This window comes from Pseudarthrobacter sp. AG30, from assembly GCF_003116525.1.
Classification (GTDB): domain Bacteria; phylum Actinomycetota; class Actinomycetes; order Actinomycetales; family Micrococcaceae; genus Arthrobacter.
This window is the reverse complement of the sequence record NZ_QEHL01000012.1, coordinates 16,453-30,629: the sequence shown is the minus strand read 5'-3', so window position 1 is coordinate 30,629 and position 14,177 is coordinate 16,453. Positions and strand designations below refer to the sequence as shown.

Annotated in this window: 12 protein-coding genes; 7 read left to right on the top strand and 5 right to left on the bottom strand. The window is 65.7% G+C overall.

The features are described from left to right. Positions 1 to 35: 35 nt before the first annotated feature. Positions 36 to 1,499, bottom strand: coding sequence for an FAD-dependent tricarballylate dehydrogenase TcuA (gene tcuA, locus DC347_RS10900; protein WP_018763867.1), 1,464 nt, complete (start codon positions 1,497 to 1,499; stop codon positions 36 to 38). 121 nt (positions 1,500 to 1,620) lie between these two features. Beyond that, positions 1,621 to 2,289 (bottom strand): GntR family transcriptional regulator, encoded by a 669-nt coding sequence (locus tag DC347_RS10895; RefSeq protein ID WP_223992974.1) that lies wholly within the window; start codon positions 2,287 to 2,289, stop codon positions 1,621 to 1,623. A 319-nt stretch (positions 2,290 to 2,608) separates the two neighbouring features. Here DC347_RS10895 and DC347_RS10890 point away from each other — a divergent pair, with 319 nt between their 5' ends. The 5 genes from DC347_RS10890 to DC347_RS10870 all read left to right on the top strand — a co-directional run bounded on the left by DC347_RS10890 (position 2,609) and on the right by DC347_RS10870 (position 8,817). Beyond that, a complete protein-coding gene (locus tag DC347_RS10890) occupies positions 2,609 to 3,700 on the top strand; it encodes a PrpF domain-containing protein (RefSeq protein WP_109045442.1) in 1,092 nt (363 codons plus the stop codon). Positions 3,701 to 3,739: 39 nt separating this feature from the next. Beyond that, a complete protein-coding gene (locus tag DC347_RS10885) occupies positions 3,740 to 4,837 on the top strand; it encodes an ABC transporter ATP-binding protein (protein WP_109045441.1) in 1,098 nt (365 codons plus the stop codon). Beyond that, the gene (locus DC347_RS10880; RefSeq protein ID WP_018763863.1) at positions 4,834 to 6,618 is read left to right on the top strand and encodes an iron ABC transporter permease; all 1,785 of its coding nucleotides are present in this window, start codon (positions 4,834 to 4,836) and stop codon (positions 6,616 to 6,618) included. The genes DC347_RS10885 and DC347_RS10880 overlap by 4 nt, the downstream gene beginning before the upstream one ends. 30 nt (positions 6,619 to 6,648) lie before the next feature. After that, positions 6,649 to 7,767 carry an ABC transporter substrate-binding protein gene (locus tag DC347_RS10875; protein ID WP_109045440.1) on the top strand — a complete coding sequence of 373 codons (1,119 nt, stop codon included), beginning with the start codon at positions 6,649 to 6,651 and terminating at the stop codon, positions 7,765 to 7,767. A gap of 78 nt (positions 7,768 to 7,845) precedes the next feature. Further along, positions 7,846 to 8,817, top strand: a complete 972-nt coding sequence (locus DC347_RS10870; RefSeq protein WP_109045439.1) for a serine hydrolase — start codon at positions 7,846 to 7,848, stop codon at positions 8,815 to 8,817. A gap of 41 nt (positions 8,818 to 8,858) precedes the next feature. Here DC347_RS10870 and DC347_RS10865 read toward each other — a convergent pair whose 3' ends face one another. Then, positions 8,859 to 9,764: a LysR family transcriptional regulator gene (locus DC347_RS10865; protein ID WP_109045438.1), complete on the bottom strand. Its 906-nt coding sequence runs from the start codon at positions 9,762 to 9,764 to the stop codon at positions 8,859 to 8,861. Between the two features lie 128 nt (positions 9,765 to 9,892). On the opposite strand from DC347_RS10865, the gene DC347_RS10860 reads away from it, so the two are divergent. After that, a complete protein-coding gene (locus DC347_RS10860; protein WP_109045437.1) occupies positions 9,893 to 11,035 on the top strand; it encodes a PrpF domain-containing protein in 1,143 nt (380 codons plus the stop codon). A 56-nt stretch (positions 11,036 to 11,091) separates the two neighbouring features. Then, positions 11,092 to 12,402 (top strand): C4-dicarboxylate transporter DctA, encoded by a 1,311-nt coding sequence (gene dctA, locus DC347_RS10855; RefSeq protein WP_109045436.1) that lies wholly within the window; start codon positions 11,092 to 11,094, stop codon positions 12,400 to 12,402. 214 nt (positions 12,403 to 12,616) lie between these two features. On the opposite strand, the gene DC347_RS10850 is transcribed toward dctA, so the two are convergent. Both DC347_RS10850 and DC347_RS10845 read right to left on the bottom strand, forming a co-directional pair. Continuing rightward, positions 12,617 to 12,799 carry a hypothetical protein gene (locus DC347_RS10850; RefSeq protein ID WP_018763857.1) on the bottom strand — a complete coding sequence of 61 codons (183 nt, stop codon included), beginning with the start codon at positions 12,797 to 12,799 and terminating at the stop codon, positions 12,617 to 12,619. Next, on the bottom strand, positions 12,799 to 14,172 hold the full coding sequence (locus DC347_RS10845) for an NtaA/DmoA family FMN-dependent monooxygenase (RefSeq protein WP_109045435.1): 1,374 nt from the start codon (positions 14,170 to 14,172) through the stop codon (positions 12,799 to 12,801). The genes DC347_RS10850 and DC347_RS10845 overlap by 1 nt, the downstream gene beginning before the upstream one ends. Positions 14,173 to 14,177: the final 5 nt, after the last annotated feature.

The window sequence follows — 14,177 nt, the reverse complement described above, 5'->3', positions numbered from 1 at the left end:
TCCTCTTTCCGTTGCTGGTGGGGTTGCTGGGCTGCCTAGGCGATGGAGCCTGCGCGGCGGCCGAAGACGGCTCCCGCCGCAAGCCCGGAGCCGCCGGGGTAGTTTCCGCTGAACAAACCACCCAGGGCTTCACCACAGGCATAGAGCCCATCAAGCGGCCCTGCGTCTTCGGTCAGCACACGTCCCCAGGTGTCTGTCTTGAGGCCGCCGAATGTGAAGGTGATGCCGCAGGTTACCGGGAACGCGTAGTACGGGCCGGTGGCGATGCTTCGGGCCCAGTTGCTCTTCGGCGGCTGGGTATCCGCCCGGCGCCCGTCCTTGACGTTGGGGTCAAACGGGGCGCCCTCGGTGATCGAATCATTAAAGCTCTTCACCGTCTCCTCCAGCCCCTCAGGGCTGATGCCGGCCTTCTGTGCCAGCTCGGCAAGACTCGGCGCAGTGACCACCGAAACCCCCGGCATGTCGTACTCCTCCGCTCGCAGCATGGGACGGGAGGAAGCGTCAAAGATCTGGAAGGCGGCGGAGCCCGGCTGGGCAAGGATGTCCCGGCCGTACTTCGCATAGGTGTAGTTGCGGTAGTCGGCGCCCTCGTCCACGAACCGCTTCCCGTCGCTGTTCACCACGATGCCCAGCGGGTACCCGCCGCGGGTGAGCTGGTTGGTGAGTTCCAGGTTGCCCTCGTTCTCCGGGTGCCAGGCGTCCCAGGCGACGCTGTGGCAGGTTGACCAGTCGCCGCCCCTGGCCGCGCCGGCGTCCAATGCGGCGACGATCATCTCACCCGTGTTGCCCGGTGTGCCGCGGACCTTCGCGTTCTGCCAGCCCTCCCCCAGGTGTTGGCGGCGCAGTTCAGGTGATGCTTCAAAACCTCCCGAGGCGAGGATGACCGACTCGGCCCGGAGCTCACCTTCTCCGGATGAGGTGCGGTACCGGACTCCGCGGACGCGGCCGTCCTCCTGGATCAGTCCGGTGGCTGCGCAGTCATAGATGACCTCAACGCCCATGCGCTCCGCGGCTGCCCGGTGGTCGGTCATGAGCCCCTTTCCGCCTGCCACGTTGCCCACGTGCAGCCCGCCCCAGAACAGATACCCACCGTCCTGGGTCCGGTACGCCTGGCGCTCATACATCAGCCGGTATTTGAGTCCCATGCCGTGAAGCCAACGCAATGTCGGGTTGCTTTCGCTGACCAGGACCGCGGACAGTTCGGGGTCGTTGCGCCCTTCAGAGACCTTGGACAGATCGGCAAGGTACTCGGCAGCGGTATAGGCGGGGACTTCACTGACGGCGTGCCGCTCGTCAGGCTCCACGAATTCGGTAAGCTCCTGGAGCCCGTCATGGGAGATGCGGGTGGCGCCGGCGGTGTAGAAGCTGTTGCCGCCCGATGCGGCTTCCCGCGCCTTTTCGAGCAGGACGACTTTCCGTCCGCGCTCTGCGGCTGCAAGTGCTGCCGCAAATCCGGCGTTGCCGCCGCCAACCACCAATACGTCGCTCTTGATCATCATCAATCTCCTCAGCTCCATCGCTGTACACGATTGTATACATAAGTATGCCGTCGCATGCAATGACGTCTTGGCGCAGGCTTAACGCGGCTCGGCGGGAGCGGTTTAATGCCGGGATTTGTGGCTACCCCAGGCGTGGGTGGCTGATTTCCTGGGCGTCGATGTACATCTGGATGCGGATGTTCTTTGCCTCGTCCATGTGGGCGCTGGCGATGCGGCCGGCCTCCTCCGCGTTCCGTGCGCGGATGGCCACCAACAGCTCCTCATGCTCCTTCAGTACGCGGTCCCAGCGCTCCTTGGTGGAGAGCGTGGTGCCGGGGTAGCGGATGAAGTGGACCAGGATCCGGTCCAGCAGGTCAAGGAGGGCGGCGCTGTGGCTGGCGGCCCAGATGCGCTCATGGAAGGTGCGGTTGGCTGCGGCCAGTTCAGCCGGAGTGGCAGCATCGAAATCAAGGGTGACCATGGCCTGGTGGGCGCGGTCGATCAGCATCAGGTCCATGTCGGTGTGCCGGAGAGCCGCTGTTTTTGCGGCCGCCTCCTCCAGGAAGGTCCGCACCTCGTAGAGGTCCAGCATCTCCTCCGGGCGGTACTCCCGCACCTGCATTCGCGAACCGTAGCGCTCCACGAGCCCCTCGGTTTCGAGGCGCCGCAAGGCTTCCCTGATGGGCGTCCGGGAGACGTTGTACTTCTTGGCCAGGGCGCTTTCAACGAGCTGGGCACGGGGAGGCAGCTCCTGCGAGATGATGGCGTTCCTGATCATCAGGTAGGGGCTTGTCTCTGGTTGCGACGCCACGGGCGGCCTCCGGTCTTCATGCAAACAAGCGGCAGGACGCGCCGGCGCCATACCTTTAGCCGCAATTCTATCGCACTGCATACCGTTTCGGCGCGCTGTGAACACCGTGCCGATTTTCGGCACACCCGCTGCAGCAGGAAGCTCGTTAAACCACCTTCCCGGTATTCATATTCGAGGGACTGTTGCTTAAGTCATACCAACGGTATACCGTTTGTGACCAACGCCATACAGCAGGGCATGTACCGGATTCTGGTTTGCTCAGCTTTGAACATTCACCCGGCGGCTGCACACGGTGGCACGGGTATTTTCAGGAGAACCAATGACGCTTCTATCCAGGGAAGAGCCGCAGGCCGGCACCCTCCCCGTCACCCCGGTGCCGGCCACCCTCGTCCGTGGCGGCACCAGCAAATGCTGGATATTCCGGGACGAGGACCTTCCGTCTGACGCCCTGGAGACGGACCGCCTCCTTATCCGCACCTTCGGTTCGCCGGACCTCCGCCAAATCGACGGAGTCGGCGGCGCCTCGTCAACCACCAGCAAGGCCATCACCGTGGCCGGCACCGACCCGGACGGAACGGTCCGCTACAGGTTCGCCCAGGTGGCCATCGACAAGCCGGCAGTCGAGTGGGCCAGCAACTGCGGCAACTGCGCAACGGCGCTGGGTCTGTACGCGCTCCACGCCGGGCTGGTCGCTCCCACAGGGGAAGTCACCCGGGTACCCATCCTGAACACCGTGACCGGGCTGCGCCTGATTTGCGAGATCCCCACACCAGGGGCCAAGGTGCCAGCCTACGGCGGGCGGCGACTTGACGGCCAGCATTACCCCGGCGTCCCCATCGATGTCATCTTCCAGAAAACCTCATGGTCCACTTACGGAGCACAGTTCCCTACAGGCAACGCCATCGATGACATCGAGGTCGACGGGCAGCGGTACCAGGCGACACTGATCGACGCAGGCGCCCCGGCTGCACTCTTTGCCGCACAGGACCTGGGGCTGGACGCAACCGGCAGCGAGGACGCTTTGGAGGCGCTGGTCCGGATCGCTCCGCAGCTGCGCGCTGCGGCCGCCCGCAGGATGGGCCTGCCGCAGGACCTCAGCTCCATTCCGAAGGTAGGCATCGTGGGGCCTCCGCCTGCAGGCGCGACCGGCGTCTCGGCCCGGATGATCTCGATGACCGCACTGCACCCAGCCATCGGCCTCACCAGCGCGGTCGCCGTCGCTGCCGCCTCAGGAACAGCAGGCAGCGTGGTGCAGCGCAGCGTAGTTCCGGCGGCGGAGGCCGGACTCTTTATCCACTTGCTGAAAGGCAAGACGGCGCTGGCATTGGATGCAGCCGATCCCACCGAAGTCTCCTTTCAACGCTCGGCCCGCGTCATCAGCGAAAGCACCATCCTGGTGCCCAGTGACTGAAGAAACCCCTACCGGAAAAACCCAGCCAAGGAATCAGCCATGAAAATCAGCATTCAAAACCTGCAGCTGAAGTACGGAAGCTTCACTGCCATCGAAAACCTCAACCTCGACATCGAAGACGGCGAGGCCCTCGTCCTGCTGGGCCAGTCCGGTTGCGGCAAGACCAGCACCATGCGCTGCATCGCCGGCCTGGAGGAACCCACGTCGGGGCGGATCATCATCGACGACGTGGTGGTCTTCGACTCCGAAAAGGGCATCAACCTGCCCCCGAACAAGCGCAACGTCGGCATGGTCTTCCAGTCCTACGCGGTATGGCCGCACATGACGGTGGCCCAGAACGTTGCCTACTCGCTCAAGCAGAAGAAGCTGTCCAAGAGCGAAATCGATGAGCGCGTCATGGAGGCCCTCACGCTGGTGGGCCTGGAGCCCTACGCGGACCGCGGCGCCAGCCTGCTCAGCGGCGGCCAGATGCAGCGCGTCGCCCTGGCGCGCAGCTTGGTCATGCGGCCCAGCGTGCTCATGCTCGACGAACCGCTCTCCAACCTTGACGCCCGCCTGCGTGACCGGCTCCGCGTTGAACTGCGTGAAATCCAGCTCCAGCTGGGGCTCACCTGTGTGTACGTCACCCACGACCAGCACGAAGCCTTCGCCCTGGCAGACCGCATCGCCCTGCTCCAGGGCGGCCGGATTGTGCAGATGGGAGCCCCGCAGCACATGTACGAGGCACCCGCCAGCGCCTCGATCGCCCACTTCCTCGGCGTCTCCAACATTATGGACTGCACCCCGGAGGGCACCGCCACCGGGTCCACCACCGCACGCATCACCAACAGCGAGCTCACCATCCAGTCGGCGCAGCAGGCCAGCGACGCCGGCACATCCCCCAAGGTATGCATCCGGGCCGAGGACCTGCAGATCACCGCCATGCCCACCGAACACCCCAACTCATGGCCGGGAACGGTCCGCGTGGCGGGCTTCCAGGGCAACGACATCCGGTACGCCATCCAGCTGGAATCCGGGCCCGAGCTGGACGCGCTGGGGGGACTGCGCCGCGGCGAACAGCACAAAGTGGGGGACCGCGTGTGGGTGACCGTCAACCCCCGCGAAGTCCAGATCCTGCCGGCTGAGGTCCTCGCATGAGCCTCAAGACCACCGAGGCGGCCACCCGCGCCGACGCCCGCCTCGCACCCACGCCGGCGCCCCGGGACTACCGTGCAGCCCGGACCCTTTCGGGCCTCCGAAAGAACACGCCGGGCCTGATCGTCCTGGTCATCCTCGGCGTCCTCATCGTTCTTCCTCTTGCCCTCGTCCTGCTCGCCGCCTTTTCGGACAGCGTTCCCCGGCCCGGCAGCATCTCGCTGGGCGGCCTGACACTGTCCAACCTGGCACTGCTGGCCACCCCGGAAGCACTCGGGGCCCTGGTCAACTCGCTCATGGTCGGTGCCGGCTCAGCGATCGTCGCCCTGCTGATCGGGGCATTCCTGGCCTTCGTGTGTGCCCGCTCCGATGCGCCGTTGCGGAAGTTCATTTTCTTCATCGGGATGGCGCCGATGTTCATCCCCGCTTTGGTGGGCGCATTGGCCTGGTCCCTCCTGTGCTCGCCCAGCGCCGGGTACATCAACATCTTCCTCCGCGACCTGGGCATTGATGCCGCCATCAACATCTACAGCCTGCCGGGCCTGGTGTTCGTGCTGGGAATCTTTTACGCCCCGTACGCTTTCCTGCTGCTGCACAGCTCGCTGTCCATGATGAACGCCGACCTCGAAGAGGCCGCCACCGTCCACGGGGCCCCACTGCGCACCATGCTGCGGACCGTCACCCTGCCCCTGGCCCTGCCGGCCATCCTGGGCTCCGCCGTCCTGGTCTTCGCCTTGACCATGGAGAACTTCCCCGTGGCCCAGGTCATCGGCAACCCCGCCGGCGTGGACACCCTGCCCACCTACATCTACCGCCTCATGAGCGCCACGCCCGCCAAGAGCAACCAGGCGGCGAGTGTCGCCGTGATCCTGACCGTTGCGCTGATGGCCGTGACCCTTATCCAGCAGCGCATCATCAACAAGCGCAAATTCACCACCATGACCGGCAAGGGCAACCGTCCCCGCCAGGTGCCGCTTCGCAAGATGCGCTGGCCGTTCACCATCCTGGCCCTGGCCTACTTCGCCGTTTCGGTGGTCCTGCCGATGCTGGCCCTGCTGGCCGCTTCGATGCAGGCCACCCCGTTCGTGTCCTCGATGTCGCAGCTGCTCGAAGCCAACTCCCTTAGCTTCGCGAAGCTGATCGAGGTCCTGGGATCCAACGACTTCCAGCTCGCCCTGAAGAACAGTGTCCTGGTGGCCCTGATCGCAGCCTTCGCCGGCACCACCCTCAGCTTCATCGCCTCCTACATCCGGTACCGCACCAAGTCCAAGGTGGGACGCCTGATCGAGCTGGTGGCCATGACCCCTCTCGCCGTCCCCGCCATCGTCATGGGCATCGGACTGCTCTGGACCTGGCTGCTGCTGCCCCTGCCCATCTACGGCACCCTGGCGATCCTCGCCGTCGCCTGCGTGGCCGTGTTCATGCCGCAGGGATACCGCGGTGTCTCCGCGTCAATGCTCCAGATGGACCAGGACCTCGAAGACAGCGCCGTGATGCTCGGCGCCGGGCGGACCCGGTCCGTCCTGGATGTCACCCTGCCCCTGATGCGCGTGGGCATCATGTCCTCGTTCCTGCTGTTCCTCATGCTCTCCATGCGTGAGCTCAGCGCCTCCATCTTCCTCTTCACCTCGAACACCCGGATCCTGTCCATCCTCGTCTTCGACAACTTCGACAACGGCCAGAGCCAGGCGGCTGCCGCCGTCAGCGTCCTGTACTGCCTCGTCATCGGAATCCTCGCCGTCATCGCCCAAAAAGTCGGCGGCGAACGCAAGACCAAGAACTGACCTCCCACCCACCTTTGAAGGGACACCACAATGAAGTTAGCGTCCAAACTGCCCGCTTTCACCGCAGCCGGAGTGTTGCTCGCCCTCAGCCTTGCCGGCTGCGGAAGCCCCGCCCAGAGCGCCGGCGTGGTCACGGCCACAGCCACCGTAAGCACCGATGACGGACTGGTGATCAACGGCGAGTCCATCGCTGACAAGGCCACGTACGAGAAGGCGAAATCGCAAACACTGTCCCTGTACTCCGGCTACACCGACTCCTCCGAAAGCGCACTGGTGGACGCCTTCACCAAGGACACCGGCATCAAGGTCAACGTCGTCCGGCTCACCCCGAACAAGCTCTCCGAGCGCGTACTGTCCGAGCAGGGTGCCGGCAAGCTCAGCGCAGACGTCATCCGCACGTCCGACTACCGGATTGCCAAGTCCATGGAGGACGCCAAGGTCTGGAGAGCCTATGACGTACCCGGCGCCTCGGCCCTCAAGGACGTTTCCGTGGACGGCGGCCAGTTCACCCGCATGTTCAACTCCGTCTACACCCTGGGCTACAACACCCAGTTGGTGAAGGAAGCCGATGCCCCCAAGTCATGGGCGGATGCCGTCGGCGGGAAATGGCAGGGCAAGCTGGGCATCGTCCAGGGCGGCTCGGGCGGGAGCACAGCTGCGCTGAACAGGTTCATGGAAACCAAGATGGGCGGCAACTACTTCGCCAAGTACGCTGCGCAGAAGCCCAAAATCTATGACTCCCTGGGCGCTGAAGCCACGGCGCTGGCCCGCGGTGAAGTGGCCGTAGGCACGGTCACCATCAGCGGCACCAACATCTCGGCCGTCCAGGACAAGGCTCCGGTCAAGTTCATCGTCCCCGAGGAAGGACTCGTCTCGTACGACTACTACCTGGGCATGACGGGCACCGCCACAAACGTGGAAGCCGCGAAGGTCTTCATGAACTACAACCTTTCCAAGCAGGGCCAGCAGGTCTTCGCGCAGATCGGTGAATACCCGGTCCGCGCCGACGTGGCACCGCCCACCATCATGGGCGTGACGCTCCCCGCCGTCGATTCCGGCAAGGTCTACCGCATGCAGAACACCGACGCCGCGACCTACGGCAAGGACGACCTTGCCAAGTGGAACCAGGTCTTCGGCTACACCAAGTAACCCCGAAATCCCACGCCCGGGGACCCGGCCTCCGCCGGGTCCCCGGGCTTCTTGTTTCACACCACCATCAGGAGCCCTGTGACCGCCGTCCACGCCGCCGCACTTCCGGTACCCCGGAACACCTCGTCCCTGCTGGTCCTCCAGGACGGCAGGACCGTCGTCGAACTGGGCGACACCACCCGCGCCAGCTACGTCGCCTCTATGCGCAAGAGCCTGCTCTCGGTCCTTTTCGGCATCCAGGTGGACGCCGGCACGGTCAGCCTCGACGCCACCCTTGGTGAGCTCGGTGTTGACGATGTGGGCGGCCTGCTGCCCATCGAGCGGACGGCCCGGCTCCGTGACCTGTTGACGTCGCGGTCGGGGGTCTACCACCCGCCGTCCAGCCCGGGCAGTGACGAGGATGCTTTCCCTGCACGTGGCACAAAGGCGCCCGGGCAATATTTCGTCTACAACAACTGGGATTTCAACGCCGCCGGCGCCATCTTCGAGAAGGCCAGCGGCCTGGCCGTCTTCGATGCGTTCGAGAAGCACCTGGCCGGTCCGCTGGGGTTCGACGACTACGTCCCCACACGCCAGCAGATGCTCGGGGACGACCAAAAGTCCGCCTTCCGGGCTTACCACTTCTTCCTCTCCGCCCGGGACCTGGCGAAGATCGGGCTGCTGATGGCTGCCGGCGGCCAGTGGCAGGGCCGGCAGCATGTCCCCCGGGAATGGGTCAGGGAGAGCGTGGCCACCCATGTGAGGCGCGCAGACATGGCGCCGGCCACCGGTTTTGGCACCTGCGACTACGGCTACCTTTGGTGGCTCCCCCGGGAATCCGGCCCGCAGTGGGAAGGGGCGTTCCTGGCTGCGGGCAACTACGGCCAGTTCCTGCTGGTCCTGCCGGCGATCGGGAGCGTCATTGTGCACCGGCGCGTCGTCAGCGACAGCTTCGCCATCGCACGGAACACCCGCACGGCAACTGCCTCGACGGCAGGCCCTGCTCCGGTGAACCACTCCGAATTCATGGACCTTGCCAGGGCGCTGGTTGCCGGGCCCCTGGCCCGGTAGGCGTCAGGAAAGGCACGGTACGACGGCGGCCCCATCCATTGTCAGGAAGCCGCGCCCTTGGCGACGGAACGGAACACCTTGGTTGCCTGCTGCGCGGCGGGGCTGAGCCTCCGGTTTGCCAGGTGCGCAAGAAGGATGCGGCGCTTCGGAGCCCCCGCGAGCGGGACTGCAACGACGTCGGGGCGCAGGGCCGTCAGCGCCAGCCTTGGTGCCAGCGCGATCCCGATACCGGCCGCCACCATGCCCTGCGTCTCCTGGTAATCATTGGCCGCGAAGGCGATCCGCGGCTCGAACCCGGCGTCGCGGCATACCCGGCTGAGGACATCGGCCACGGGGTGCTCATCGCGCACCACCCATTCCTGGTCGCTCAATGCGCCGATGCGGACCGAGCGCAGTTTCGCAATGGGGTGCTCACGCGGGACCAGCAGCATTGTTGGATCGTTCATCAGCGTGGCCAGGGTCAAGTCAGGATCCTGGATCTGCTGCCAGGGGTAGTCCCACAGCAGCGTCAGCTCGATTTCCCGCCGCCGCAACCGTTCCAGCAAACCGTCCCGCCGGGCGCTCACCACCGTTACCGCCACCTCCGGATGGCGGGCGCGGAACGCCAGCACCACATCCGGCATCAGGGAGGCCCCGCCGGTGGGAAAGGTCCCGAGCCGCAGTTGGCCGCGCCGAAGGCCCGCGAACTCCCCCATTTCGGCACGGGCAGCTTCCACGGTCCTGTCGATCTCGTCGGCGTAGTGCAGCAGGGCGTGCCCCGCCTCGGTCAGGACCACGCCCCGCGGGTGGCGCTCGATCAGGACCACACCCATCTCCTGCTCGAGTTTGGCGATCTGCTGCGACACCGCTGACGTGGTGAAGGAGAGTGCGGCGGCAGCGGAGGTCAGGGAGCCGGAGCGGCCCACCTCGCGGAGCACGTGGAGCCGGTGGAGGTCAAGGATTGCCATGCATTGAGTTTAGCAAAAGTAGATAGTCGTCCATTTATTTGCGATTGTGCTGAAGGCTGCCATCCCGGATCGTAGAAGGACAAGGTGCTGTGAAGTAGGGCACCTGCAAGTTACGAGGGAGAAATACAGTGGGACTCAAAGGACATTGGTACCGGGGCGGCACCAGCAAGTGCTGGCTCTTCGATGCCAGGGACGTGGCCCTCCACGCCCCCACCCGCGAGGAAATCCCCGCACTGCTGTCCGCCGCATTCGGCGCAGCGGATGCGCGGCAGCTGGACGGCGTCGGGGGCGGAACGTCCACCACGTCGAAGGCCGCGGTCATCTGGGCCACCCCTGGCGCGGAGGCAGACCTCGACTACCTTTTCGCCCAGGTGGGGATCGGCGACCCCACCGTTGAGCTGGGTTCCAACTGCGGCAACTGCGCCACCGCCATTGCCCTGTTCGCAGTCCAGACGGGCATCGTTCCCGCCGGAGACGGCATGACCAAGGTCCGCATGCGCCACGTCACCTCCGGCGCCGTGCTCAGCGGAGCGGTTCCAACTCCCGGCGGCCACATTCCCAAATCGGGCCTGGCACGGGTTCCGGGCAGCAGCGCCGCCGGTGTTCCCGTCAGCCTCTCGTTCCACGGCCCCTGGGGCCAGAACACCGGCGCACTCCTGCCCACCGGCAACACGATGGACCAGCTTGAGGTCAACGGCAGGAACCTGGACGCAACGATGGTGGACGCCGGCGCCCCTGCCGTGCTCCTCGCAGCCGACCAGGCCGGCGTCGACCTTTCCTCGATGACGGACAACCTCTCCGCGCAGCTGCCCACCCTCATTGCGGCACGGGCATCAGCAGGCCTGGTCATGGGGCTGCGCAAGCCTGAGGATCCGCCGCAGAACGCGGTCCCGAAAGTCGGGGTTGTGGCGCCTGCCGGGGACTACATCGCCGCGGACGGAACCACCATCACCGCCGGAAGCCACGACGTGCGGGTGCGGATGCTGTCCATGCTCGCGCCCCACCCGGCCATCGGCCTCACCTCAGCCGTGGCAGTGGCCCTCGCAGCCTCGCAGCCGTCGTCGGTGGTAGCCAACGCAGCAGCCCAATCATCCTCCGCCGGCACCGGAACTCCCCGCTTGCTGCGGATCGGGACACCTGCCGGCGTGATCACCGCCGAAATCATCACCGATGACACCGGCACCGTCAGCGAAGTGGCCCTCCACCGGGCAGCCCGCCACATCGCCACCGCAGATATCGACGTGGCCCCGGCCGCCGAGCTGTCTGCCTAACACCCCTATCTCTTTGCCCCATCATTAAGGGGCCGCACCAACCAGGAAGTTGTTCAATGAAGATCAAATCCATCCTCGGACACCTGTATGTCCAGGTACTCATCGGAGTCGCCCTCGGCGTCGTTGTGGGCGCGCTGTGGCCGGACCTCGGTTCGTCCCTCAAGCCCATCGGCGACGGCTTCGTGAAACTCGTGAAGTTCATGATCGCCCCCATCGTGTTCTGCACCATCGTCGGAGGCATCACGTCGCTGAGGGACACCAAGAAGGTGGGCCCCACCCTGATCCGTTCGCTGGGCCTCTTCTACGCGCTGACGGCACTCGCCCTGGCCCTGGGCCTGGCCGCGGTGACGCTGTTCCAGCCCGGCGCCGGGATGCACATCGATCCCACGCATCTGGACTCCTCGGTGGCGCAGAAGTACACCACGCAGCTGCCCAGCAGCAACCCCGTGGACTTCATCCTCAGCATCATCCCCACCACCTTCGTTGGCGCCTTCGCCGATGGTGAAGTCCTGCCCGTGCTGGTCATTGCACTGCTGTGCGGCTTCGCCTTCAGCAAGCTCGGCGCACCGGGCCAGCTGGCCCTGAACGTGGTCAACAGCTTCAACAAGCTGCTCTTCATCATGTTTGGCTACATCATGAAGGTGGCTCCGCTGGGAGCCTTTGGGGCCATGGCCTTCACGGTGGGCAAGTACGGCGCCCACTCCATCGGCAACCTCGGCATGCTGATCCTTGCCTTCTACGCCGCCTGCATCGTCTTCGTGGTGGTCGGCCTGGGCATCCTGGCCAAGGTGACCGGCTTCAGCCTGTGGCAGATCCTGCGCTACTTCAAGGACGAATTCCTGATCGTCCTTGCCACGTCCTCCAGCGAACCGGTCCTGCCGCGCCTGCTGTCCAAGCTCGAGCGGATCGGCTGCGACCGCAGCGTTGTAGGACTCGTGGTCCCCACCGGTTACTCCTTCAACCTCACCGGCACGGCCATCTACCTCACCCTGGCCTCCCTGTTCATCGCCCAGGCCTGCGACATCCACCTGAGCTGGGGCCAGATCCTGCTGATGCTCGGCATGATGCTGCTGACCTCCAAGGGCGCGGCGGGCGTCACCGGCAGCGGCTTCGTGGCCCTGGTGGCCACCCTGACAGTCATGCCCACCCTGCCGGTGGCCGGCGTGGCCCTCATCGTTGGCATCGACCGGTTCATGAGCGAGGCCCGCGCCCTCACCAGCACGGTCTGCAACATCGTCTCCTGCGTGGCAATCGCCAAGTGGCAGGGTGAGCTGGACATGGTCAAGCTCCGCTCCGAGCTCCAGGCGGGCTTCGTGCCCACCGAGGCGGAGAAGGTTCAGCTGGCCGAACCGGCCCTGGCCCACTAACCGGCCGCCAAGCCACCACCCCAGGGTTTGCCCGGGACCCCGGAACGGGTCCCGGGCAGATCCCTGAGCGGGGTACTACTGCACAAACCCACACGGAAAGGACCCGCCAATGAGCCAGCGCCAAACGGAGCAGGACATTGCAGAAGACTGCGATGAAGGCACCTGCTTCTACTGCCAGAGCCCGGAAACCGACTAGCGGCCCAGCTGTCGGGCCCTACACCCACTGCTCCCATACCGTCAGCTGCAGGGTGACGCTCCCGGACGAACCAGCCACCACAGCACCAGCCCCCACGGAAGGTTCGACGGCGGCACCTACCCTGCCGCCGTCGTCGTCCCGTCCGGCAAAACCAGCCTTCCAATTAAAGCCAGCCCCGCGGGCAAAACCGGCCCAGCGCATCACGCCCGGACCGCCTCAGCAGCCTCATCGGCGGTACGCACCGGCGTTTCCAGCCCCAGGTGCTCGCGGAGCGTGTTCCCGCGGTACTCCGTGGGGTACACGCCGCGTTCCTGGAGTTCCGGGACCAGATGGTTCACGATGTCATCCAGGCCGGTGGGGATCAGCCACGGGGAAATGTTGAATCCGTCCACGGCGCCCACCCGCGCGTACTCGGCCAGCTGGTCCGCCACCTCAACGTACGAACCGGTGAAGGTGGAATCGATCCGCGCGGTCTTCGAGGTGACGAACTGCCGGATGGACAGCCCCTTGTCCTTGGCTTCCGCCCGCCACTGGTCCGCCAGCTGCCGGGCCTTGGCGCCGTGGAAACCGCTGCCCCGGGTTTCGGACGTTTCCTCCACCACCGGATCGATCTCCGGCAGGGCGCCGTCCGGATCGTAAGAGGACAGCTCGCGGCCCCAGAACTGCTCCAGGTAGGCAATGGCCTGCTGCGGGCCGATCTGCAAGCTGCGCACCCACTCCTTCTTCTCAGCGGCTTCGGCGGCAGTAGGCGCCAGGATGAACTCGCTGGCCGGCATGATCTGCACGGCGTTGGCGCCACGACCGGCGGCCACGGACCGCTCCACGAGGTCCTTCCGGAAGTCCACGGCGTCGTCGAACTTCGGGTGGGCAGAGAAGATCACGTCCGCCTGCCGGGCTGCGAAATTGCGGCCCTCGGGCGAGTCGCCGGCCTGGAACAGCACCGGCCGGTACTGGGCGCTGCGCGGCAGCCGCGGCGTGACGTCCACCGTGTAGTGCTGCCCCTGATGCAGCACCCGGCGGGCAGGGCCGTTCGGCGTCTCCCAGGAATCCCAGATCCGTTTGGCTGTCTCCACGAATGCTTCGGCGTGCTTGTACCGGTCGGCGTGGTCCAGGTAGCCGCCGCGGCGGAAGTTCGCACCGGTCCAGGCGTTGTCAGTGGTCACGATGTTCCACGCCGCGCGGCCGCCCGAGATCAGGTCCAGGGAGGCGAGCCGGTGCGCCAAATCGGCGGGATCGTTGTAGGTGGTGTTCTGGGTGGCCACCAGGCCGATGTTCTTCGTCACCGACGCCAGGGCGGCGAGCATGGTTTGTGCATCCGGCCTGCCCACCACGTCCAGCGCGTGCGGGCGGCCCAGGTGCTCCCGCAGGCGCAGCCCCTCGCCCAGGAAGAACGCGGCGAACAGGCCCCGCTCCGCGGTCTGGGCGATCCGGCGGAACGATTCGAAGTCCGTCTGCGAGCCCGATTCGGCGGCCTTCCAGATGGTGCCCGAGTTGACGCCCTGGAAGAAGACCCCAAACTGGATCTGGCCGCTCGGGGTGAAGATCTCGGATTTAGCACGGGTGTGCTGTGTCATGTTTT